Source organism: Phyllobacterium sp. 01N428 (assembly GCF_056399405.1).
In genome coordinates, this window is sequence record NZ_JBFTRH010000001.1 from 1437563 (window position 1) to 1459341 (window position 21779).

A 21779-nucleotide genomic window follows, 5' to 3' on the forward strand; every position below is an offset into this window, starting at 1 on the left:
CCCGCTTCGGCACCCATCGTATCGAGCGCAAATTAGGCGAGGCGTGCTGAACCAAAGCTGAGACCGCCGTTCATCTGGCGTTCAACGGAATTGCATGGGCCATCTTGCGCGCGGCCATGGAAGTTCTATTTCTCTTGAACATTCCCCCACGCATGGAGACTGCGATGACCTCCCAAACCAAACCGATCGAACTCTATTACTGGCCGACGCCCAACGGCTGGAAGATATCCATCATGCTCGAGGAGCTCGGCGTTCCCTACGATCTGAAACTTGTCAACATCGGCAAGGGCGAACAGTTCGAGCCTTCTTTCCTGAAGATCGCCCCCAATAATCGCATGCCGGCCATTATCGACCCCGAGGGACCGGGCGGAAAGCCAATTTCGGTATTCGAATCCGGCGCGATCCTGCAGTATCTCGGCCGGAAATTCGGCAAATTCTATCCGCAGGAGGAACGCAGCCGCGTCGCGGTTGAAGAGTGGCTGTTCTGGCAGGTGGGCGGTCTCGGCCCTATGGCCGGCCAGGCGCATCATTTCCGCCAATATGCCCCCGAGAAGATCGAATATGCGTTCAATCGCTATACCAACGAGGTAAACCGCCTCTATGGCGTGATGAATCGGCGGCTTGCCGAAAGCGACTATCTTGCCGGCGATTATTCCATCGCGGACATGGCTGCCTATGGCTGGGTCGTGCCGCATGCCAATCAGGGTCAGGATTTGAACGAATTTCCCAATCTGAAGCGCTGGTTCGAAGCGATCGGTGCGCGGCCCGCCGTGCAGCGCGGGCTCGAACTCGGCAAAGAGGAGCGGCGCAACCTCGCCGACGACGAGGAAGCCAAGAAGGTGCTTTTCGGCCAGCGGGCCCGCTGAACCGGCACAATTGAAGCCCTGACGGGGCAGGGCTTCAATTCACCCCGTGGAAGAGATACCACGCCATGCCCGCCAATGACGTGGCAAGAAGCGTCGGCAACATTCCCGACCTCAACCAGAAAATGGCCGCGATCGCGCTGACGGTCAGTGCGACGGAAGCGAGGTTGACAGAAGAGAGTACCGGCACGTCGATCGTGATGCCCAATGCCTCCCAGCGAACGATGCTGGTGAACATCACGTGCAGTGCGAACCACACGGCAAGGTTGGTGATCACGCCGACGATGGCGGCGGTAATCGCGGTCATCGCTCCTGTCAGCGCCCGGTTGTTGCGAAGCCGCTCTATGAAGGGAGCCCCAAGGAAAATCCACAGAAAGCATGGCACGAACGTCACCCATGTCGTCAGGATCGAGGCGAGCACGGCTGCCGTGAGCGGGGGCAACGAACCGGGCGCTCGATAGGCGCCGAGGAAACCGACGAACTGTACCACCATAATCAGCGGTCCCGGTGTCGTCTCCGCCATGCCAAGCCCATCCAGCATTTCCCCGGGCTGCAGCCATCCGTAATGCTGGACCGCCTGCTGGGCGACGTATGAAAGGACCGCATACGCGCCGCCGAACGTTACCATCGCCATTTTGCTGAAGAAGATGCCGATTTGGCTGAACACATTGTCCGGTCCGAGAGCGAGGACTATGGCACCGACCGGCGCAAGCCAGAGGACGAGAAGGACGGCGCCTATTTTCAGCGACCAGGCGAGATTCGGCCGGGCGTGGTCGGGCGTCGCTTCGCCGAGCGCCGAGTCCCGGTCCGCAAGACCGGAGGTTGCATCGCCATGACCTCCGCCTAATTGAAACAGCGTCGATCCGGTTTTTCCTCCGATGAAGCCGATCAATGCCGCGATGAGAACGATGAGTGGAAAAGGCACGTGCAGGACGAAAATTGCAACGAAAGCCGCAATCGCGATTGACACCATGAACCAATTCTTGAGTGCGCGCCCGCCAATCCGCACCACCGCCTGCAGCACGATGGCAAGCACGGCTGCTTTGAGGCCGAAGAAGAGCCCCGCCACCATCCCGACATTGCCAAACAGGACGTAGATGACGCTGAGCCCAAGAATCGACAGAAAGCCGGGAAGGACAAACAGCGTGCCGGCAACGAGGCCGCCTTTGGTCCGGTGCAGCAACCAGCCAATATAGATCGCCAGCTGCTGCGCCTCGGGTCCGGGCAAGAGCATACAATAATTGAGGGCATGCAGAAACCTGTTCTCGCCGATCCAACGCTTCTCATCGACCAGAATGCGGTGCATCACCGCGATTTGCCCGGCAGGCCCGCCGAAGCTCAGTGATGCGACACGCATCCAGACATGCACGGCTTCGCTGAACGAGATGTCATGGCCCGTTCGCCCTTGGGATACGGCGTTCACGCCATCGGGTGCTGAAACGGTCAACTCATGCACCAAGCTTGCGATTTGGCCAGTTATGCGTTTCGCCCGTCGCATCACGGCACCAGCGATAGAATGCGTCGTAGAGCGTCATGCCAGCTTCCAACTGTGCCAGATCGTCGGAATACATTCGCGACAGGCCGAGTGATGCGGCAAGCAATCCCGGTGCCTCGGGTGCAAGGTCCGGCCGGGCGGTATCCGCACCGCGCACAATCGTTGCAAGGCGCGTCAACGGTGCGGACGTCAAGCCGAATTCCTCGATCATCACGTCGAACGTGCAGAGTTCGCCGCGATGGCTCCAGAACACGTCTTCGATATCAAACGGCGTCGCGCCAAAACGTTCGGCCACCGCCTCGACCTCCGCAGGCGCAACGAACAGGAACACGGCATCAGGGTCGATAAATCGACGGATCAGCCAGGGACAGGCAATCCTGTCGATCTTTGGCCGCGCCCGCGTGACCCAGATTGTCCGTCCATTCGGGTCTGCCGTCGGCAGCCGTAACACGCGAACCAGCGGCAGAGATGCCGTGACCCACGCCTCGTAGCCACCCTCGAGCGATTCGGCCGGCACGCCGTGATAACGCAGCAGCGCCGCGGTCCCCTCGCTGAGCTTCCTGCCTTGCTGGCAGATGACGATTGCCCGTTTGCCGACGAGTTCATCCCGCCAGGTTTCGATTGCCGCATATGAGCGGCGGCGTGAGCCGGGAATCAATCGCTCGTCGAGGGCAAAGTCCTCATCCGTACGGACGTCGACAAGGACAGGGCACGCCGGCGTTCCGATAAGCCGTGCCAGTTTTTCGGGTGAAATTCGTGTCGTCGAAGACATTTCGCGTCCCTCCGCTAAAGTGGGGTTGTTGGACGCGATACTTGGGCATGACGCCTCGTGGGGAGATCGCAATCCCCATGAGGTTATGATTGTCACGAAACAGGATTATGTCAACAAGAGCGATGGCAAGCGGCTGTCCCGGCGGGCACCCCACCTAAGGGGCTCGGCAAAGTCAGAGACCAACTTGCGTCACAAATTCACTTCCGCCACCAAGACACGACAAGTCCTCAACCGACAGGGCTCGATAAACTCGCTGTTGATGACAAGGTGCGGCAAACGCGTCGCAACAACTCGCGCAGCAAATTCCTTTCCACCGCCAAGACACGGCCAAGTTCATAACCAACAGGGCCGGGCGACCGCTGCCGCCTACAGGCTCCGCCAGGCGTCGGCCAGCGCTCACCAGTTCGCTGTCGCAACCAAAATTAGGCCAAGTCCCCAACCAACAGGGCCGGGCGACGCGCTGCCGCCTACAGGGCTCGGCCAGCGCTCCGCAGCTCGCTGTCGCAAGTGCGCAACCGACAGCGCTCGGTAACTCGCGGCCCCTAACAAGGCGTAAAGTCGTCTGCCCGCAAGGGCGCTGCAAAATCGCTGCGACCAGGCACGGGAAACTCATCTACCACAAGAAAAAGGCAGCCATGGGGGGACTTCCATGGCTGCCTGTCTTTTTGCCCGTAACCAGCGAAGGAGCTGCTCGAGCGCATTAGTCCTGCGGTTGCCTGGCCCGACAAAAGTTCGGGCACGTGCCTCAAGAAAGGAATGGCCTACGCACCATTCTATCCCTGATCCTCCCGAAATTTCGGCTTTATGTGCAGGGAGGGTTTGCACATAAACGACTGGATACTTAAGACACCAGCAACCGCAGGATAAAGGTGGTCAACAACAGTGCATTTCGAAAACAACTACACGCTAAAATCGATTTCTTTATAGCCGGGGGAATTGTTCGAAACAATTAGACATTAGTCTAATATGCTGTAAATAAAGGGCTTTTCACGGCGTAGAGTGTTGTTTTTGCTCGCTCATTTTTGTTAGAACTCAAAATCCCATCTAAAGATGGCGCACTTCCTGCGGCCGCCGCTCCCAGTGGTCGTGGAGCCCATCCTGATACTCCAAAGGCGCCGCTACCAGGTCTTTGACAGGCAAATCATCGAGGCAGGCGACATTGACGCCATAGAACTTTCCCATGCTTTCCATCTCGCCCTGACCGAACGGTTTCATGCCGCATGTGTCGCAAAAGAAATGGGTAATTGCGCCGCCGCCAAAACGATACGCGGTCAATTTTTCTGACCCCGTCACGACACGGAGCTCATCGCCGCCGACGATCACCTTCCAGAAACGGCCTTTGGCGCAGACCGAACAATTGCACCTGCTGGTGCCTTGAGTGAGGTCGATGTCGGCCTCGAAACGAACCGCTCCGCAATGACAGCTCCCATGATAGGTCTTTCGCATCGTTCACTCCCGCGTTATAAATTACCAAGGAGTTAAATAACCTAAAGGTTCACTATTGGTCAAGTTCAGGCGCTCTTTTTCGTCACAGTTTCTCCACGGAATTTGCCAGTTCGGATCGCAGCTTTCGCCACGCGTGAATCGCGCAGTCGGTTTGTAAGACATGGAGATATGAAATGAGTGGTTCTATTACCCGCCGCGGAACATTGCTCGGATCGATGCTGGCGATACCGGCATTGGCGTTGCCGAGGGCTTTGGCCTATGCCGCGCCGGCCGAAAGGGTTGATCTCGATGCGGCGTTCAAGGGGCTCGGGGAAAAGACCGGTGCACGCCTTGGGGTTGCAGCGCTCGACACGGCGAGCGACAGCAAGATCGAATACCGCGCGCATGAGCGCTTCGCGATGTGCAGCACGTTCAAGTTCCTGGCCGCGGCCGCGGTACTGGCGAAAGTCGACCGCAAGGAAGAAAAACTCGATCGGGTCATTAAATACGGCAAGGGCGACCTTGTTGCCGGCTCGCCCGCCACGGGAAAGCATGTCGACGAGGGCATGACCCTTGCTGCACTCTGCGAAGCTGCGATCACGTTGAGCGACAATACCGCCGGCAATCTTTTGCTGGACAATCTCGGCGGGCCGAAGGGTCTGACACAATATGCGCGCAGCCTCGGCGATGCGACGTTTCGACTGGACCGGCGCGAGACGGAACTGAACGAGGCGGCGCCCGGCGATCCGCGTGACACGATCACGCCGGCGCACATTTTGAAAGACCTGCAGAAGACGGTTCTCGGCAACGCGCTGGCGAAATCCTCACGCGATCAGCTCATCGAGTGGCTGCTTGCGAACAAGACCGGCGACAAACGTCTGCGCGGCGGCTTGCCCAAGGGCTGGAGCGTCGGCGACAAAACCGGTACCAGCGACAGCGGCATGGCCAATGACATCGCGGTAATCTGGCCGCCAAGCCGCAAGCCGATCCTGCTGGCTGTCTATCTTTACGATCCGAAGGGAACTGCGGATAGCCGGAATGAAATTCACCGGAAGGTGGCAAGCCTGGTCGCTGAGAACATCTGAGATTTGCCGGGCGGCGATTCGAACCGCGGTTAAGCAGAACCCGGGCCGAGTGGTTCGCAGCTGTCGTCAGGCGCAAGTGCTGCACAGTTCATACGGCGGTTGCCCTCGGCGGTCCCCCACTTCCGTCATCTAAGGGTCGTGTGCACTGCGTCGCCTCGGGCCGTTCTCGTTTCCGCCATCCTTGGGCCCCCTCACTGTCCTCACTTGCGTCATCCTCGGGCCCTTGTCCCGAGGATCCATCGTCGACGCTGTCTGCCCACGAAGAAAGGATGGCCCTCCGGCATGAACGCTGTTCGCGCCGCGAAGGGAAGAGTGGGTCCTCGGGTCTAACGCCCGAGGATGACGGCGGAGAGGGTGGATGATGGGAATTTATGCGAGGACTGCCGCCACTCAGCCATCGAAGTCCGCTCTTCGACTCCGTCCTATGGACGGGGAAGTGCAGACGGCGGACTGACCCAGTACCGCCACCGGTGGCCGTGCTCACTTACGCCAATACACGGTGGAGCGGGTGGATAATGTAAACGCATCGAAGGAGTGCCGCCACCCCCAAGGGGTCTGCCTACCCCACCCGGCCTCTACTGGCGCGTCAGGCTCTCGCTCTTGCAGATGAGGCCGCCCATGACACAGCCTGAAAGCGAAAGGGTTGCCCCGGTTGCCGTCGCCTTGCCATTATAGGTCTTGCCCTCATCGAGCTTGTTGACCGTGCCCTTGTAGGAACCGCTCTTGCCGGACATCGAGCCGATCGACTTTCCCTTGTATTCGCCGGTCATCACCGTGCCGCAATAGGTATCTGTCCCACAGGACGAATATTGAATGATGGTGCCGTTTGGCCGCTTCCACGATCCGACGATCGCTTCTTCTGCAAGGGTAGGGCCAGCCATAAGGACAAGGCCGGTGCAGGCCAAAACTATATTGCGTTTCATGAATTTCCTCCCGATATAAGGCGATCTCTCCAGCATCGCCTTTCTTACGCAAACGTAAACGTAATTCAAAAAATCGGGGAAAGAAAGCAGCCCCAGCCCAAAATCCGCCTGTTTTCAAGTAGCGTGGGCGGGGGTGAATTGCCGACGTTCAGATTCGCAAACCGCGCGTTTGGTTATCAAACTCTTCAGGCCGGAAAATCCGATTTTAGGCAAATTTGCGGCAAATGCCTGCAATTGCTGGCGTGCTATATTTAATGAATTGCGAAGTTTACGAGTTGTTTTTGTTTTGTTTGTGGGCGGTTAATCATGGCTTTTAACAGCAATTTCAAGCCTATCGTTCATTCTCGAAAGCATCGAAAGAGCACGCCGAAACAAACAAATGGCGGTTCTCAGAAGTCTAACAGGGCTTTTCGTTCGACGCGAATTTGTTTCAACAAGGGGTTTGACTGAAATGGCACGCTTTGATCTTCAGACTGTCGAAACCGGTGACGCCGGTGGCTCCGCCCAGACCGACATCCTCTTCGAAATGGGCATTATGTATGCGACCGGTCGCGATTGCGCCATCGACCTGGTGGCCGCGCACAAATGGTTCAACATTGCCGCCATCAAGGGGTGCGATCGCGCCGCGGAACTGCGGGCCGAACTTGGCAAGACAATGTCCAAGATTGATCTCGCAACCGCCCTGCGCGAAGCCCGCGAATGGATGACGACACACTGATCTGTCGGAATGGACCACAACCTTAGCGTGTAGAAAATTCTCGTCTGCACCCTATGGCTAGATTGCCAGCCGTGGATGGACACAAGATTGTGATTACAGTATAAGTTACCCATACTGCTACGCTACAACTATAGGTATTGTATTTATTGCAACCACGGCGGACGGACATTCATGGATGAACTCGAAGAATTGCTCGCTAGGCTCACGGCTGCCCAAAGGCAGCTGATAACGAGCTCAGCCAAGACCAAGACATTTCCTGACAACAATACTTTGCAGAAGATCGCAACGCTGGCCCTCAACATTTCATCGGTCGAGACCATGATTGTTGAGACGCAAGGCCGCGCGCAGTTGGCAAGGCTGGCCAAGGCAAACGATTAGAGCACGTCTTGTTTAGATAGTATCGGTCTGCCGGGGGAAATCACGGAAACAAACCGGCCGCCGGGACGGCCGGGTTATCCGCAACGGATCGATCAGACGCCAGCCGGGCCGACGCGCGATGCTTCAAAAAGGAACCAATGGCGCCGCTCGGACTCGTCAATATAGTTCTCGATGATGCTGGTCGTGGCGCTGTCATTATATTCGCTGCAAAGCTCATGCACCTGGCGCAGATAGCCGATGAAGCTCTTTGTATCGTCGCGCAGCTCGGCGATCATGTCTTCAGGCGTTACGAAGTTCGCGTCATTGTCGAGAAGGCGCTGTTTCGACGAAATCTGCCCGATGGACTTGAGCGTGGTGCCGCCGATCTTGCGGACGCGTTCGGCAAGAACGTCGGTCATGGCGAAGATCTGTTCGCCTTGCTCGTCGAGCATCAGATGATAGTCGCGAAAATGCGGGCCGCTCATGTGCCAGTGAAAATTCTTGGTTTTCATGTAAAGCGCGAATGTATCGGCAAGCAGCGCATTGACGGCGGCGGAAATATCGCGCGTCGCCTTTTCCCCAAGGTCGGTAGGGGTGGCGAGGGGCGCGCGCTTGATCGTCTGGAGGGATTTTGTGGCCATAGGTAATCTCCTGAATTAAAGGCGGGAACATAGCCCGGCGCCCGCTGCTGCGGGCCCCGCGCCACTTTCGTAGCATGCCGAAGGCGTGCTTGCTGCCTCAAATCTTTGAAGAATCATTGCCCGCGTCTTCAAACCGCACGAGCGACGACTTCTCTTTGACCTGCGTGCCTTCGCTGGCAATTTCGGCGATCCTGCCATCATGCGGTGCGGTAATCGAATGCTCCATCTTCATGGCTTCGAGCACGAGCAAAACCTGCCCCTTCTTGACCTGATCGCCCGCCGTAAAGCGCACAGATTTCACGAGACCCGGCATTGGCGCGGCAAGGCGATCGCCTCCACCGCCTGCCGCTTCGGCAAGGAGGAAGGGGTCGGCAACGCAGAACGTCGCCGCGGCGCCCTTGGCAAGCACCGCGACTCCATGTGGTATCGTCATGGCCTTGGCATGCAGATTGATGCCCTTGCCGGTGACATGCCACGTGGCCGGTCCATGGCGAACGCGCAGTTCCTGCGTACCGGCGGGACTGGAAATCCCGTATCGCTCATCGCCGAGAACCGACACCTCGTAACGGGTGATCGCTCCGTTTTCCTCAAGCATCACAGGATAGGCGAGGGCCGCATGATGGCTGTAACCGCGCAAGGCGGTCCAGGGATCGGTGGAAACCGGGCGCTTGAGCAGGCCGCTTGCAAAGAGGATGGCGAGTTCCTTCGCCCCTGCTTCAATCGCGACTGGCGCGATAAGCCCGGCAAGATCGCGGTCGATCAGCCCCGTATCGACATCGCCTGCGGCAAATCCAGGATGCCGCACCAGCGCCGCGAGAAAGGCCGTGTTCGTGACCGTCCCGGCGACTTCCGTCTCGCCCAGCGCGTTTTGTATCGCGCGGAGCGCGGCAGCCCGATCCGCGCCGTGAACCACAAGCTTGGCGATCATCGGATCGTAGAACGGCGAAATCTCGTCGCCGCTGCGAACCCCGGTCTCGACCCGTACCGCGCCGTCCTTGACGCCATTGGGGAAGGCGAGGTGATAAAGCGTCCCGGTGGCAGGCAGGAAGCTCTTTGCCGGATCCTCCGCATAGAGGCGAACCTCGATGGAATGGCCGTTGAGAGGGATATTCGCTTGAGCCAATGGCAGCTTCTCGCCGGCAGCCACACGCAATTGCCATTCCACAAGGTCGAGACCTGTGACCATTTCCGTCACGGGATGTTCGACCTGAAGGCGCGTGTTCATCTCCATGAACCAGAAGCGGTCCGGCCGCAGGCCTTCCGTTGCGTCGACGATGAACTCAATCGTACCTGCGCCGGAATACTTGATCGCCTGCGCCGCCTTGACTGCGGCGCCGGTCATGGCCTCGCGCATTTCCGCGGTTATCCCCGGGGCAGGAGCCTCCTCGATCACTTTTTGATGCCGGCGTTGCAGCGAGCAATCGCGCTCGTAAAGGTGAACGGCATTGCCATGATTGTCGCCGAAGACCTGCACTTCGATATGCCGGGGCTTCGCGATGTACTTTTCGACGAGAACCCGGTCATCGCCGAAGGCACTCTTGGCCTCGCGGCGGGCGCTACCGAGGGCTTCGGCGAAGTCGTCGGGACTGTCGACCTTGCGCATGCCCTTGCCGCCACCGCCAGCGCGGGCCTTGATCAGCACCGGATAGCCGATTTCGCGGGCTTTGGATGCGAGCACGACGAGTTCCTGTGCCTCGCCATGATAGCCCGGAACGACGGGAACGCCGGCCTTTTCCATCAGCCGCTTCGCCGCGTCCTTCAGACCCATCGCGCGGATCGAATCCGCCGACGGTCCGATGAAGACGAGGCCGGCCTTGACCACGGCATCGACGAACCCAGGATTTTCCGAAAGGAAACCGTAGCCGGGGTGGATTGCTTCGGCTCCCGTATCGAGCGCCGCCTTGATGATGTGGTCGGCGCGAAGATAACTATCGGTGACCGGCGCCGGACCGATATTGACGGCCTCATCGGCCATGCTGACATGCAGCGCATGGGCGTCCGCATCGGAATAGACGGCCACCGTACTTATGCCGAGCTTCTGCGCCGTGCGAATGACACGGCAGGCGATCTCACCGCGATTGGCGATCAGGATTTTGGAGAACATTTTCGTCATGGTCTTTTTCCCCTACATCCTGAACACGCCGAAGCGGGTTTCTTCCACCGGCGCGTTCAGCGCGGCAGAGAGCGACAGCGCCAACACATCGCGGCTCTTGGCGGGGTCGATGATCCCGTCATCCCAAAGCCGCGCCGACGAATAGAGTGGGTGGCCCTCGCGCTCATATTTTTCGAGAATCGGCGCGCGGAACGCAGCCTCTTCAGCCGTGGTCCATTCACCGCCCTTGCGTTCGATGCCTTCGCGCTTGACCAGGGCAAGCACGGTGGCGGCCTGTTCGCCCCCCATCACTGAAATGCGGGCGTTCGGCCACATCCACAGGAAGCGCGGCGAAAAGGCCCGTCCGCACATGCCGTAATTGCCGGCGCCGAACGAGCCGCCGACAATCATCGTGACCTTGGGGACCCGCGCCGTCGCAACGGCCGTAACGAGCTTGGCTCCGTCCTTGGCAATGCCGCGCGCCTCGTAGGAGCGGCCGACCATGAAGCCTGTGATATTTTGCAGGAAGACGAGGGGAATGCCGCGCTGGGTGCACAGCTCGATAAAATGCGTACCCTTGAGTGCGCTTTCCGAAAAGAGCACGCCATTATTGGCGATGATGCCGACAGGCATGCCGTAGAGATGGGCAAAGCCCGTGACCAGCGTCGTGCCGTAGTTCTGCTTGAACTCGTCGAACTCAGAGCAGTCAACGATGCGGGCGATCAGTTCGCGCACATCGTAGGGCTGGCGCAGATCGGTCGGCACGATGCCGTAGAGTTCGGCCGGATCATAGAGCGGCGCACTCACTTTGCGAAGATCGAGCCCTATCGTCTTCTTTCGATTGAGATTTGCGACAATGCGGCGGGCAATGGCGAGCGCATGTGCGTCATCCATCGCGTAGTGATCGGCGACACCGGATTCGCGTGTGTGAAGATCGGCGCCGCCAAGGTCCTCAGCCGATACGTCCTCGCCCGTCGCCGCCTTGACCAGTGGTGGGCCACCGAGGAAAATCGTTGCCTGCCCCTTCACCATGATCGTTTCTTCCGACATAGCCGGAACGTAGGCGCCGCCCGCGGTGCACGATCCCATGACGACGGCAATCTGCGGAATGCCCGCCGCCGACATATTGGCCTGATTGTAAAAGATGCGGCCGAAATGTTCGCGGTCTGGAAACACTTCATCCTGGTTCGGCAGGTTCGCGCCGCCGGAATCGACGAGGTAAATGCAAGGCAGGTTGTTCTGGAGCGCGATTTCCTGGGCGCGCAGATGCTTCTTTACAGTAAGCGGGTAGTAGGTGCCGCCTTTGACCGTTGCATCGTTGACAACGATCATGACTTCCTTGCCCGATACCCGCCCAATACCTGCGATGAGCCCGGCAGACGAAATATCGTCGTCATACATGCCCCAAGCGGCAAACTGACCGATTTCGAGAAAGGGCGAGCCTGCATCCAGGAGTTGGGCCAGGCGGTCGCGCGGCAGAAGCTTGCCGCGCGACGTGTGGCGCTTGCGCGCCTCCTCGGTGCCGCCAAGATTGACCTTTGCTGCCTTGGTCTCGATTTCGCTGACCAGCGCCTGCATCCGCGCCCGGTTCGCGATAAAGACGTCGGACGTTGTGCTGACCTCGGATGAAAGAATCGTCATGCGGTCTCCTGTAGGATCAATTGATTGGCAGCGGGGACTCGAAACGCGACAGGCAGCTATTGTGACTCTGCAAACATCTCCCTGCCGATCAACATGCGGCGAATTTCGCTGGTGCCGGCTCCGATTTCGTAAAGCTTCGCATCGCGCAGAAGCCGGCCGGTCGGATAGTCGTTGATGTAGCCATTGCCACCGAGCGCCTGGATGGCCTCGAGAGCACACCACGTTGCCTTTTCGGCGGCGTAGAGAATGCAGCCGGCGGCGTCCTTGCGGGTGGTTTCGGCGCGATCGCAGGCTGCCGCCACCGCATAGACATAGGCGCGGCAGGCGTTCATGGTCGTATACATATCGGCGAGCTTGCCCTGCATGAGCTGGAACTCGCCGATCGGCTGGCCGAACTGCTTGCGCTCATGCACATATGGAACGACCACATCGAGGCAGGCGGCCATGATGCCGAGCGGACCGCCGGCAAGAACGACGCGCTCATAGTCGAGGCCGGACATCAGAATTTTGACGCCCTTGCCTTCCTCGCCAAGGACGTTCTCGAAGGGGACTTCACAATCCTCGAACACGAGTTCGCAGGTGTTCGAACCGCGCATGCCGAGCTTGTCGAGCTTCTGCGCCGTGCTGAACCCCTTGAACTCCTTCTCTATCAGGAAAGCCGTGACGCCGCGCGAACCGGCAGCAGCATCGGTCTTGGCGTACACGACGAGTGTATTGGCGTCCGGACCATTGGTGATCCACATCTTGTTGCCATTGAGAACGTAGCGGTCGTTCTTCTTGTCGGCCCGGAGCTTCATCGAAACGACGTCTGACCCGGAACCAGGCTCCGACATCGCAAGTGCGCCCACATTCTCGCCGGTACAGAGTTTCGGCAGGAATTTTGCCTTTTGCTCGTCGGTGCCCCAGCGATTGATCTGGTTGACGCAGAGGTTGGAATGCGCGCCATAGGAAAGGGCGACCGAAGCCGATGCGCGCGACAGTTCTTCCATCGCCACCACATGGGCGAGGTAACCGAGCCCGGAACCACCAAATTCAGGATTGGCAGTCATGCCAAGAAGGCCGAGCGCACCCATCTCCTGCCACAGCTGCATGGGAAACTGGTTGGTTCGGTCGATCTCCGACGCGAGCGGCGCAATCTTCTCCTGGGCGAAACGATGTACGGTGTCGCGCAGCGCCTCGATCTCTTCAGATACTCCGAACCTTAGTCCTGACTGATACATTGCGTCCTCCCGTGGTAGCTGTCTCGATCTTCTTGGCGCCAACAAGGCGCAATCCCATCTGAACGTATTTTTCCGCAACCTCGGTGACAGTAAGCCTGTCATCGTTGCGGAACCAGAGATTGATGCCGGTCGTCATTCCAATGATCGCGCGTGTCATCAGCGCAATGTCATCGATGACGAACTGGCGGGCATCGAGCCCGTCGTCGAGAATTTCGCGCAAGCTGTTCTCGTATCGCCCGCGCAAGGCGACGATCACGGCGCGATTGTCGGCGCTGAGGCTGCGCAATTCCATATTGCCGATATGCACGTCGTCGCGTCGATCGGCATGATAAGTGATGTGGAATCGTATGAAAGCGGCGAATCGCTCGACGGGGTCTTCCACGCCAGAGCTGGTCTCCTCCCATGCGTCGATCAGCCGGACCATGTGCGCCCGCATGAGCGAGAACAGCAATTGCTGCTTGTTGGGATAATAGTGATAGAAGGCGGCCGACTGGACGCCAACCTCATCAGCAAGCTGGCGCATCGACATCGCCTCATAGCCGACGCGCGCAATAAGACGCTTCGCAGCCGCGTCAATCGCGCTGCGTGTCTTAACGCCTTCAGATCCTGTGGTTCGTGCCATGGCGGGTTAATAAAACGATCGTTCGATTAATTCAACCCTACTTTTCCTATACGAAAGTCTGCATGGTAAGGAGCGAAAGGTGCATGTAGGATCACACTGTTAGAGCTTTTTGATGATTCATTTTCAGAGCAGGTTTTCATGATCGATTACCGAATCGCCCGCAAAACTATTGCCCTCGTCGCCGTCCTCGTTCCTTTGAACTACGCCTTACCCGCCAGCGCTCTCAGCATGAAAGAATGCAGTATCAAATACAAAGCTGCGCAGGCGGCGGGTCAAGCAGCTGGTGTGTCGTGGAATGATTTTCGCAAGGCCAATTGTGCAACCGATGCCGCAAAGACGCCGGCAGCGGCAACTGAAACCGATGCCCAGCCATCCGATGCCACCGCAGCGGAGGAACCTGTCGCAAAGCCGAAAAAGTCGCCAAAGAAGACCGACACCACGGCGACATTGAACTCCGGCAAGGCGACGTACCCTTCATCGGTGGCGGCGAAATTTGCTTCAGAAACGCCGGCGAAGGCGCGGATGCACACCTGTCTCGAACAATATCACGCCAACAAGGAGAAGGGCACTTTGGGCGGCTTGCGCTGGATCCAGCAGGGCGGCGGCTATTACTCGACGTGCAATGCGAGGCTCAAGGGCAACTGATGCCGCAGAAACCGCTGCCGATGCATTCCTTGAAATTCGGCGGAAGCGGCACTGTCGATCCCTGAACAGAGGGTCGCGTTTCTCGAAAAGTCTTTCTAAAAGATCGATGCCAAGCTGGATATCTTGATGCGGATGCGGCGAGGCCGAGGGAAGATGTTTTCTGTCTGAAAGGAAGCGTCAACCGTTGGCGTCCGCGAGCTTCGCGGGCGCGCTAACAGCCTGCGGACGACAGCCGAACGTGCCAGCCTCTGAGCATGGCCGTCGGCGCCTTTGCAATCATAAACAATTGGCCGGTGGTGAAGCCGTTTATCTTTGGCCGTTGAAATCCAGCCCGCGAAAAGCTGTCGCCGCAACGATCAGCCATCCAAGAATAAGCAGTGAGCCGCCAAGCGGCGCTGCAAAGGCGAAGAGCCGGTCGCCGGTATAATCGCGTGCAGCAAGATCGCCGATAAAGAACAGGAGCCCGAACACCAGCACCAGACCGCCGAAATAGGCGGCCTTGCTCATCCGCGCGAGAATGGCGAGGGCAAGAAACGCCGGCGCATGAATTGAAAGGATCGGCGCAATCGTCGCCATATGTCCGCTTGCGCTATGAGCCGCGGCCGCATAGGCGGCGATGCCGGCCGCTCCGAAAAGACCGCCAAGGCCAACAAAGGCGCGATTGATATCCACCGGGGTTTCTCCGTGATTTTGAGGCTCAGGCAAGTGAGGCGAGGGCGAGCGGAAGCTGCTCGGCGAAATAATCGAGTTCGTGTTCCAGCCCCACACTCACCCGAATGCAGCGGTCGAGCCCGGGCGCCATGGGCTTGCGCACAAAGACGTCGCGCTCGATCAGCGCATTGAGGACGGAGAGCGCGAAGGGCCCGTCGCGGCCGCAATCGATGGTGACGAAATTCGTGGCGGACGGGATGGCCTTCAGGCCATTTCCGGCGGCGATCTGCGCGATACGGTCGCGACCGGCTATGATCCGCGCGATGACCGATGTCAGGTAGTCCTGATCCTTCAACGCGGCGAGCGCTGCCGCCTGGGTCAGCCGGTTCATGCCGAAATGGTTGCGTATCTTGTCGAAGGCAAGGATTTGCCGCTCAGCGCCGATGGCATAGCCACAGCGCATGCCGGCAAGGCCATATGCCTTGGAAAATGTGCGCATGCGCAACACGTTGGGGCGCGAAACGTCGATCGGCGGCATGGCAGAGGCAGGCGCGGTTTCGCCATAGGCTTCGTCGAGGATCAGCATCGTTGTGGTAGGCAGCCTCGCGATGAAACGTTCGATATCCGCCGCTGCCCACCATGTGCCCATCGGGTTGTCTGGATTGGAGAAATAGACCAGCGGTGCGTTTTCGCGCTCGACGGCGTCAAGCAGAGCGTCAAGGTCTTCCCTGTCATCGCGATAAGGCACCGTGACCAGTCGTCCGCCAAAGCCCGCGACATGGAAATTGAATGTCGGATAGGCGCCGAGCGAGGTGACGACGGGCGTACCCTGCTGAACATATTGGCGCACCGCAAGCCCGAGCAGCGTATCGACCCCTTCGCCGACGACGACATTGCCCGGCGCCACACCGAGATGCGCAGCCAGCGCCTGCTTCAGATCGAAGTTCTCCGGATCGGCATATTTCCAGGCATCCGCCGCATTTTCCTGCATGGCGGCAATGACTGACGGCGCCGGACCGAAACTGTTTTCATTGGCACCAAGCCGCGCCCGGAAAATGCGGTTGCGTTTGCGCTCGAGCGCTTCAGGTCCGACGAATGGCACCGTCGAGGGCAAGGAGTCGATGAGGGGGGTAAATTGCGGTTCCATGGCAAAAGCGATAGCAGTTTTTGCGGGCGTGAAAAGCAAAACTTCTGCGTTTACTTGGCCGACAGCGGATTGATCTTGCGGCCATCATTGCCAATCATCGGTTTTATCGCCGCCCAGAACGCGGGTATGAGACAGGCCATCAGGACCCACCAGGTTGGCCGGATCGAGTGACTGAAACTGAGATTGGCGAGGAGGACGCGGGACGGGGGGATCCGCGTCGCAATGGCGAACCAGGCATATTCGATGAGGACTGTTCCAAGCGCCGCGATGACGGCAATGGCGATGAGCGTCGGTACTGCCGCAATATCAAAATCCCACACCTTGGAGACTCGATAGGCGAGAAGCGCGAGCAAAAGCCCCGCCATCAAGGTGGGCTCCGTCACATCGGCCTTCGACTGCATGAAGAAATGCAGGATACCGAGCGCGGCCAGCGGGTAAGCCAGACGGTGCAGCCTGTTCCAGTTTTTCCCCATGCGCCGGATCATGGCATCCGTTGAAGTGACGCCGAGCGCTAGCAATCCGAGGAGCGTGACAAAACCGATGAGCAGGTAGATGCGCAGCCAGATTTCGGTGGCGACCCTTGAAAGGTTGAAGTTCTGATCGACGATGTAGAGCGAGAAATGCAGGAGCGCGTAGGCAAGGGCCGTCAGCCCCAATATGCGCCGGACAAGAATGAGCTTCGACCAACGCGTAATGGCGCGAAGCGGTGAAATCGTCAGCGAGACCAGAAAGAAACGGATGGCCCAATCGCCCGTCTCGTGGATCGCCTGGGTGATTGGCCGTGGCCCCAGAATATTGGTCTTGTAGCTCGCAACGATCCACAAAAGAGGCAGAAAAGCGACCGCCAGCGCTGCGATCTTGATGGCAGATAGCTTACCGGCTCGATCATTCCACGGATACTTCATGGCGATCCTGTTTTGGCGTTTCGTCTGCGTCATTTACGGCCATAACCGACCCGAAGGTTCAACACAACAAGCCGTGAAAGCGCCGATGGGCCTGCATTTTCTCGGAACCATATCGGCCCCGGCCGGGTTTTCCCTGCGAATGAAACAGGAGAGGTCACAATGAACAAGGTTCTCACACTGACGGCAGCCGCGTTGTTTGCAACGACCGGTTTCGCCCTTGCGCAGGACGTGCTCGTGGAAGTGCCGCAGGGCGCCCGTGACTACGTAATCGCGAATCCGTCCGATCCGGTGGTGCTCGACGACAGCGTTTCGCAGGGCTATGTCGTGCCGGAGAGGATCGTCATCCATGAAATTCCGGATAATCCCGATTTTGGCTATGTCTACGTCAACGGCCGCCCGGTGATCGTATCGATGCACAACCGCCAGGTGGTCTACCTGTCCGAAAGTTCAAAAGCCGTGCCGGACGATGCGATAACCTATATTGAGCGACATCCGGTCGACACAGTGATGATCGATGGTCCCGTTTCGAGCGGCACGGTCATTCCGGGAGATGTGATGCTCACCGATATCCCGGACCAGCCGCGCTATTCCTACGTCTATGTCGACCAGAGGCCCGCGCTCATCGACCGGAGCACGAGACGCGTCGTTTGGGTGCGTTAAACCGATAGCTGTCGATCACGGCCCGAAGCCGGTTGCGCCTGCAGCCGGCTTCGTCGTGTTTGGCAGTTGCTCACGGTGCACATTTGCGTCATCCGGTTCAATCTGGGGGCGACATCTGCGCACCCGCCAATTATAGATAGGCCCTTCGTCACGTTCCGGCGCAGCCCATCTGCATCATCAGGGAGTCCGACATGGAGTATCGTCAGCTTGGCCGCTCCGGCCTCATCGTGTCTTGCTTGAGCCTCGGTACCATGACCATGGGCGGCAAGGGCAATTTCGCCAAGACCGGCGACACGGACCTTGAAGGCGCGAAGCGTCAGATCGGCATGGCCCTCGACGCCGGCATCAATCTTTTCGATACGGCCGACATCTATTCAGCCGGCGCCTCGGAAGAGATCGTAGGCCAGGCCCTGAAAGGCAAGCGCGACAGCGTCCTGATCGCCACCAAGGCGCGGTTCCGGATGGGGTCCGAAATCAACGATGCCGGCCTGTCGCGTTACCACATTATCCGCGCTGCCGAGGCCAGCCTGAAGCGGCTCGGCACCGACCATATCGACCTTTACCAATTGCACCAGTGGGACGGGCTGACGCCGATCGATGAAACGCTTGAGGCGCTCGACACGCTTATCCGATCCGGAAAAGTGCGCTATGCCGGCGTTTCGAATTTCTCGGCATGGCACCTCATGAAGGCAATCGGCACCGCGGCGCTCAAGAACTACATAGCGCCGATCAGCCAGCAGATTCACTACAGTCTCGAAGCCCGCGAAGCCGAGTACGAACTTATTCCGGCAACGCTCGACCAGCAGCTCGGCGTGCTTGTCTGGAGCCCGCTCGCCGGTGGTCTGCTCTCCGGAAAATATCGCCGCGACAAGGACGCGCCCGAAGGCACGCGGCAGCTTGCCAATTGGGGCGAACCGCCCATCCGCGACCAGGAGCGGCTCTACGATATTGTCGACGTGCTGGTTGAAATCGCAGAAAGCCGCGATGTGTCTGCGGCGCAGATTGCGCTGGCCTGGCTGCTCGGGCGCTCGGGCATCACGTCCGTGATCGTCGGCGCGCGCACGGATGAGCAACTTGCGGACAATCTGAAAGCCGCCGAAATCAGCCTGACGTCCATGGAGCGGGAAAGGCTCGACAAGGTAAGCCTCCTGCCGTTGATCTATCCCTATTGGCATCAGGCGCGCACCGCGTCCGATCGCCTGTCGCAGGCCGATCTTTCCCTGATCGAGCCACATCTATAAGCCACGCACAACCGGCGAAAGAGGAGCGCCGGTCGAAAGATCGATTTTGATGCCCCATTCCCGAGACGCCGCCCAAATTGAAGCTGCCATCACGGACGCGCCCGAATTGCCGGGTCTTTCGCCGGCTCTTACGTTTCTGTTCGCTTTCGCCTGCGGGGCGATGGTAGGCAATATCTACTATGCGCAGGCCTTGATCGGCCTGATCAGCACCGATCTCGACATGCATGGCGGCATGGCGGGCTTCATCGTCACGGTGACTCAGCTCGGTTATGGTGCCGGACTGCTCTTCCTGGTCTCCCTTGCCGATCTTGTTGAAAATCGCCTCCTCGTCCTTCTAACTCTGGCTGGCACGGCGATCGGGCTTGCCGGCGCTGCCATGTCCGGATCGGCCACGACGTTTTTGTTCTTTTCCTTTGCCATCGGCTTTTTTGCCTGCGGCGCGCAGGTGCTCGTACCCTTCGCGTCGCATCTGGTGCCGGCGGCATCGCGCGGGCGCACCATAGGCAACGTCATGGCCGGTCTGCTGACGGGCATCATGCTGGCGCGGCCACTTGCCAACCTTGTTGCCTCGGAGTTCGGCTGGCGGGCGATATTCTGGATTTCGGCGGGGGCCATGCTCGTCGTTCTCGCCCTTCTGCGCATTGCGCTCCCGCTCCGCCGTCCCCACGGTTCAATGGGCTACGGCGCAATCCTGAAATCCATGGCGCATCTGCTGGTGACGACACCCGCGCTGCAGCGCCGTGCAATCTACCAGGGCATTATCTTCGCGAGCTTCAACCTGTTCTGGACGGCGATCCCGCTGCTGCTGACCGAAAGATTTGGTTACAGCCAGCGTCAGATCGCTCTCTTCGCCCTCGCCGGAGCAGCGGGCGCAGCAGCGGCGCCGATCGCCGGGCGGCTTGCCGATCGTGGACACACACAGCGCGGGACTGCGATCGCCATGATCACGCTGACGATCTGGTTTCTCGTGGCAGGTTGGGCAGGCACCGCTATTTCCATCGCTGCGCTGGTGCTTTCGGCGATCTTCATCGACAGCGCCGTGCAGACCAACCAGATCCTCAGCCAGCGCATCATCTTCTCCCTGAACGACCATGCGCGCGGACGCTTGAATGCCGTCTATATGACGATCGTCTTCCTGCTTGGCTCGGCGGGATCCGCGCTTGCGGCGGCAACCTATTTCTATGGCGGCTGGTGGGCGACGGCAGCGTCAGGTGCGGCCCTTGGACTTTTGGTGCTGCTGATCTTTGCGACCGAGCGAAAGGCTGTCTAGACGGCCCACTGCCTGACGTCGTCGCGCTCGCCAATGAGTGCGAGCCCGTGGGCGATAGACAGGAGTTCACCGCCGGTCTCAATGCGGCTGTGATCGAAGCGCTCGGTAAAGATGCGCCGCACGGCGGGCACGAACGAGGTGCCGCCGGTCAGGAATACCTTGTCGATCGCCCCGGCAGGCGTTGCCGTCTTTTCGAGAACATCGTCGAGCGCGCCTTCAATGCGGGCAAGGTCGCCCGCGATCCACGACTCGAAGTCGGCGCGCCGGATCGTCTTGTGGCCGCCGCGACCAAGCGGTGCGAAATCGAAGGCCGCTTCATCGCCGGACGAAAGCGCTATCTTGGTGGCGGAGACTGCTTGGTAGAGCGGGTAGCCCTCGTCATGTTCGACGAGATCGACGAAGAGTTCGAGCCGCTCCGGATCAAGGCTATCCCGGACAAGTTTCTTCAGCGCCGAAAACTCCTTCGAGGTCTTGAAGATCGACAGCTGGTTCCAGCGGCCGAAATTGGCATACCAGGAGGCAGGAACTTCCAGTGTCTTGTCGAAGCTCTTGAAGAAGCTGCCTTTTCCGATCTGTGGCGCGACGATCTGGTCGATCATGCGATAGTCGAAATGGTCGCCGGCAATGCCGACGCCTGAATGTCCGACTGGAGTGGCGCTAAGCTTGCCGCCGTTCGTTTCGAAGCGGATGATCGAATAGTCGGTCGTGCCGCCGCCGAAATCGGCAACGAGCACAGTCGCGTCGGATTTCAGGTTCTGGGCGAAGTAGAAGGCCGCGGCTACAGGCTCGTAGACGAAATGAATTTCTGGAAAGCCGAAGCGGGTAAGCGCCGCGTTGTAACGTTCGACTGCCAATTGCGGATCGGGATTGGCACCCGCGAAATGCACGGGCCGTCCGGTCACGATCCGGGATATATCGGCCGGCCAGTGATCGCCGGCATAAGTCCTGAGGCGACGCAGGAAAATCTCCATCAGGTCTTCGAAGGTTTGGCGCTTGGCGAAGATCAGCGTGCCCTGAAACAGCGGGCTGGCGGCAAATGTCTTGATCGACTGCAGGAAACGGCACTCGCCGGGGTGATCGATGAACTGGCGGATGGCAGCGTGGCCCGCCTCGACTTTGAGGGCCGCGGCGCCGGCGCGCGGGTCCTTCATGAAGGAGAGGGCGGTGCGCATGCTGTCGGCGGTGCCGGCCGTGCTGGTGAAGGCAAGGGAGCGTGTCGAACGGCCCTCCGCGAGCGCCATGACCGTATTGGTCGTGCCGAAATCAAAGCCCAGCGCGTGTGCCATGGCAGCGCTCCTTCTATCGCGTGATGTCATTAAGGTCGGAATTCAGCGGATGCGAAATGCGCACCCGGCAAGGGAGGCGCGTCATGGCATAGTCGCCGCTGCGATGCAAGGCCAGCCGCC

Annotated in this window: 21 protein-coding genes; 8 read left to right on the forward strand and 13 right to left on the reverse strand. The window is 59.3% G+C overall.

The genetic code is table 11. The annotated features are described in order from the left end of the window. Positions 1-164: 164 nt before the first annotated feature. Positions 165-866, forward strand: a complete 702-nt coding sequence (locus tag AC1DNI_RS07020) for a glutathione S-transferase N-terminal domain-containing protein (protein WP_477691312.1) — start codon at positions 165-167, stop codon at positions 864-866. Positions 867-900: 34 nt separating this feature from the next. Here AC1DNI_RS07020 and chrA read toward each other — a convergent pair whose 3' ends face one another. The 3 genes from chrA to AC1DNI_RS07035 form a co-directional block, all read right to left on the reverse strand. Continuing rightward, on the reverse strand, positions 901-2319 hold the full coding sequence (gene chrA, locus AC1DNI_RS07025) for a chromate efflux transporter (protein WP_477691313.1): 1419 nt from the start codon (positions 2317-2319) through the stop codon (positions 901-903). Continuing rightward, positions 2312-3130 carry a chromate resistance protein ChrB domain-containing protein gene (locus AC1DNI_RS07030; protein ID WP_477691314.1) on the reverse strand — a complete coding sequence of 273 codons (819 nt, stop codon included), beginning with the start codon at positions 3128-3130 and terminating at the stop codon, positions 2312-2314. Before AC1DNI_RS07030 ends, chrA begins: the two co-directional genes overlap by 8 nt. Before the next feature lie 1044 nt (positions 3131-4174). After that, the gene (locus AC1DNI_RS07035) at positions 4175-4576 is read right to left on the reverse strand and encodes a GFA family protein (protein WP_477691315.1); all 402 of its coding nucleotides are present in this window, start codon (positions 4574-4576) and stop codon (positions 4175-4177) included. Positions 4577-4749: 173 nt separating this feature from the next. On the opposite strand from AC1DNI_RS07035, the gene bla reads away from it, so the two are divergent. Further along, the gene (bla, locus tag AC1DNI_RS07040; protein ID WP_477691316.1) at positions 4750-5640 is read left to right on the forward strand and encodes a class A beta-lactamase; all 891 of its coding nucleotides are present in this window, start codon (positions 4750-4752) and stop codon (positions 5638-5640) included. A gap of 575 nt (positions 5641-6215) precedes the next feature. Here bla and AC1DNI_RS07045 read toward each other — a convergent pair. Further along, positions 6216-6563, reverse strand: coding sequence for a DUF2147 domain-containing protein (locus tag AC1DNI_RS07045; protein WP_477691317.1), 348 nt, complete (start codon positions 6561-6563; stop codon positions 6216-6218). Between the two features lie 451 nt (positions 6564-7014). Between AC1DNI_RS07045 and AC1DNI_RS07050 the strand changes: the two genes are divergently transcribed. Then, on the forward strand, positions 7015-7281 hold the full coding sequence (locus AC1DNI_RS07050; RefSeq protein ID WP_477691318.1) for a sel1 repeat family protein: 267 nt from the start codon (positions 7015-7017) through the stop codon (positions 7279-7281). Between the two features lie 171 nt (positions 7282-7452). Beyond that, entirely contained in the window at positions 7453-7659 is a 207-nt protein-coding gene (locus tag AC1DNI_RS07055) for a hypothetical protein (RefSeq protein WP_027229912.1), read from the forward strand. A gap of 92 nt (positions 7660-7751) precedes the next feature. Here AC1DNI_RS07055 and AC1DNI_RS07060 read toward each other — a convergent pair whose 3' ends face one another. From AC1DNI_RS07060 to AC1DNI_RS07080, 5 genes are all read right to left on the reverse strand, one after another. After that, entirely contained in the window at positions 7752-8279 is a 528-nt protein-coding gene (locus AC1DNI_RS07060) for a Dps family protein (RefSeq protein ID WP_027229911.1), read from the reverse strand. Between the two features lie 97 nt (positions 8280-8376). Further along, positions 8377-10383 carry an acetyl-CoA carboxylase biotin carboxylase subunit gene (locus tag AC1DNI_RS07065; protein WP_477691497.1) on the reverse strand — a complete coding sequence of 669 codons (2007 nt, stop codon included), beginning with the start codon at positions 10381-10383 and terminating at the stop codon, positions 8377-8379. 21 nt (positions 10384-10404) lie between these two features. Continuing rightward, positions 10405-12012, reverse strand: a complete 1608-nt coding sequence (locus AC1DNI_RS07070) for a carboxyl transferase domain-containing protein (protein WP_477691319.1) — start codon at positions 12010-12012, stop codon at positions 10405-10407. 56 nt (positions 12013-12068) lie between these two features. Then, entirely contained in the window at positions 12069-13232 is a 1164-nt protein-coding gene (locus AC1DNI_RS07075; RefSeq protein WP_153667843.1) for an isovaleryl-CoA dehydrogenase, read from the reverse strand. Then, positions 13198-13854: a TetR/AcrR family transcriptional regulator gene (locus tag AC1DNI_RS07080; RefSeq protein WP_477691320.1), complete on the reverse strand. Its 657-nt coding sequence runs from the start codon at positions 13852-13854 to the stop codon at positions 13198-13200. Before AC1DNI_RS07080 ends, AC1DNI_RS07075 begins: the two co-directional genes overlap by 35 nt. Positions 13855-13992: 138 nt before the next feature. Here AC1DNI_RS07080 and AC1DNI_RS07085 point away from each other — a divergent pair, with 138 nt between their 5' ends. Further along, positions 13993-14499 carry a hypothetical protein gene (locus tag AC1DNI_RS07085; RefSeq protein WP_477691321.1) on the forward strand — a complete coding sequence of 169 codons (507 nt, stop codon included), beginning with the start codon at positions 13993-13995 and terminating at the stop codon, positions 14497-14499. Positions 14500-14805: 306 nt separating this feature from the next. On the opposite strand, the gene AC1DNI_RS07090 is transcribed toward AC1DNI_RS07085, so the two are convergent. The 3 genes from AC1DNI_RS07090 to AC1DNI_RS07100 are packed head-to-tail and all read right to left on the reverse strand — an operon-like array spanning position 14806 to position 17235. Beyond that, positions 14806-15171, reverse strand: a complete 366-nt coding sequence (locus AC1DNI_RS07090) for a DUF423 domain-containing protein (protein WP_477691322.1) — start codon at positions 15169-15171, stop codon at positions 14806-14808. Between the two features lie 25 nt (positions 15172-15196). Next, the gene (locus AC1DNI_RS07095; RefSeq protein WP_477691323.1) at positions 15197-16297 is read right to left on the reverse strand and encodes a pyridoxal phosphate-dependent aminotransferase; all 1101 of its coding nucleotides are present in this window, start codon (positions 16295-16297) and stop codon (positions 15197-15199) included. Positions 16298-16347: 50 nt separating this feature from the next. Further along, positions 16348-17235, reverse strand: a complete 888-nt coding sequence (locus tag AC1DNI_RS07100) for a protein-methionine-sulfoxide reductase heme-binding subunit MsrQ (protein WP_477691324.1) — start codon at positions 17233-17235, stop codon at positions 16348-16350. 126 nt (positions 17236-17361) lie between these two features. Here AC1DNI_RS07100 and AC1DNI_RS07105 point away from each other — a divergent pair, with 126 nt between their 5' ends. The 3 genes from AC1DNI_RS07105 to AC1DNI_RS07115 all read left to right on the forward strand — a co-directional run bounded on the left by AC1DNI_RS07105 (position 17362) and on the right by AC1DNI_RS07115 (position 20373). Continuing rightward, entirely contained in the window at positions 17362-17862 is a 501-nt protein-coding gene (locus tag AC1DNI_RS07105; protein ID WP_477691325.1) for a DUF1236 domain-containing protein, read from the forward strand. 191 nt (positions 17863-18053) lie between these two features. Next, on the forward strand, positions 18054-19103 hold the full coding sequence (locus AC1DNI_RS07110; RefSeq protein WP_477691326.1) for an aldo/keto reductase: 1050 nt from the start codon (positions 18054-18056) through the stop codon (positions 19101-19103). Between the two features lie 49 nt (positions 19104-19152). After that, positions 19153-20373, forward strand: a complete 1221-nt coding sequence (locus AC1DNI_RS07115) for an MFS transporter (RefSeq protein WP_477691327.1) — start codon at positions 19153-19155, stop codon at positions 20371-20373. Here AC1DNI_RS07115 and AC1DNI_RS07120 read toward each other — a convergent pair. Next, on the reverse strand, positions 20370-21659 hold the full coding sequence (locus tag AC1DNI_RS07120; RefSeq protein ID WP_027229900.1) for an Hsp70 family protein: 1290 nt from the start codon (positions 21657-21659) through the stop codon (positions 20370-20372). The genes AC1DNI_RS07115 and AC1DNI_RS07120 overlap by 4 nt on opposite strands. Between the last annotated feature and the right edge of the window lie 120 nt (positions 21660-21779).

Coding starts and splice junctions, on each gene's coding strand:
- AC1DNI_RS07020 (WP_477691312.1), top strand. CDS start 165: ATGACCTCCCAAACCAAACCGATCGAACTCTATTACTGGCCGACGCCC.
- AC1DNI_RS07030 (WP_477691314.1), bottom strand. CDS start 3,130: ATGTCTTCGACGACACGAATTTCACCCGAAAAACTGGCACGGCTTATC.
- AC1DNI_RS07035 (WP_477691315.1), bottom strand. CDS start 4,576: ATGCGAAAGACCTATCATGGGAGCTGTCATTGCGGAGCGGTTCGTTTC.
- bla (WP_477691316.1), top strand. CDS start 4,750: ATGAGTGGTTCTATTACCCGCCGCGGAACATTGCTCGGATCGATGCTG.
- AC1DNI_RS07045 (WP_477691317.1), bottom strand. CDS start 6,563: ATGAAACGCAATATAGTTTTGGCCTGCACCGGCCTTGTCCTTATGGCT.
- AC1DNI_RS07050 (WP_477691318.1), top strand. CDS start 7,015: ATGGCACGCTTTGATCTTCAGACTGTCGAAACCGGTGACGCCGGTGGC.
- AC1DNI_RS07055 (WP_027229912.1), top strand. CDS start 7,453: ATGGATGAACTCGAAGAATTGCTCGCTAGGCTCACGGCTGCCCAAAGG.
- AC1DNI_RS07060 (WP_027229911.1), bottom strand. CDS start 8,279: ATGGCCACAAAATCCCTCCAGACGATCAAGCGCGCGCCCCTCGCCACC.
- AC1DNI_RS07065 (WP_477691497.1), bottom strand. CDS start 10,383: ATGTTCTCCAAAATCCTGATCGCCAATCGCGGTGAGATCGCCTGCCGT.
- AC1DNI_RS07070 (WP_477691319.1), bottom strand. CDS start 12,012: ATGACGATTCTTTCATCCGAGGTCAGCACAACGTCCGACGTCTTTATC.
- AC1DNI_RS07075 (WP_153667843.1), bottom strand. CDS start 13,232: ATGTATCAGTCAGGACTAAGGTTCGGAGTATCTGAAGAGATCGAGGCG.
- AC1DNI_RS07080 (WP_477691320.1), bottom strand. CDS start 13,854: ATGGCACGAACCACAGGATCTGAAGGCGTTAAGACACGCAGCGCGATT.
- AC1DNI_RS07085 (WP_477691321.1), top strand. CDS start 13,993: ATGATCGATTACCGAATCGCCCGCAAAACTATTGCCCTCGTCGCCGTC.
- AC1DNI_RS07095 (WP_477691323.1), bottom strand. CDS start 16,297: ATGGAACCGCAATTTACCCCCCTCATCGACTCCTTGCCCTCGACGGTG.
- AC1DNI_RS07100 (WP_477691324.1), bottom strand. CDS start 17,235: ATGACGCAGACGAAACGCCAAAACAGGATCGCCATGAAGTATCCGTGG.
- AC1DNI_RS07105 (WP_477691325.1), top strand. CDS start 17,362: ATGAACAAGGTTCTCACACTGACGGCAGCCGCGTTGTTTGCAACGACC.
- AC1DNI_RS07110 (WP_477691326.1), top strand. CDS start 18,054: ATGGAGTATCGTCAGCTTGGCCGCTCCGGCCTCATCGTGTCTTGCTTG.
- AC1DNI_RS07115 (WP_477691327.1), top strand. CDS start 19,153: ATGCCCCATTCCCGAGACGCCGCCCAAATTGAAGCTGCCATCACGGAC.
- AC1DNI_RS07120 (WP_027229900.1), bottom strand. CDS start 21,659: ATGGCACACGCGCTGGGCTTTGATTTCGGCACGACCAATACGGTCATG.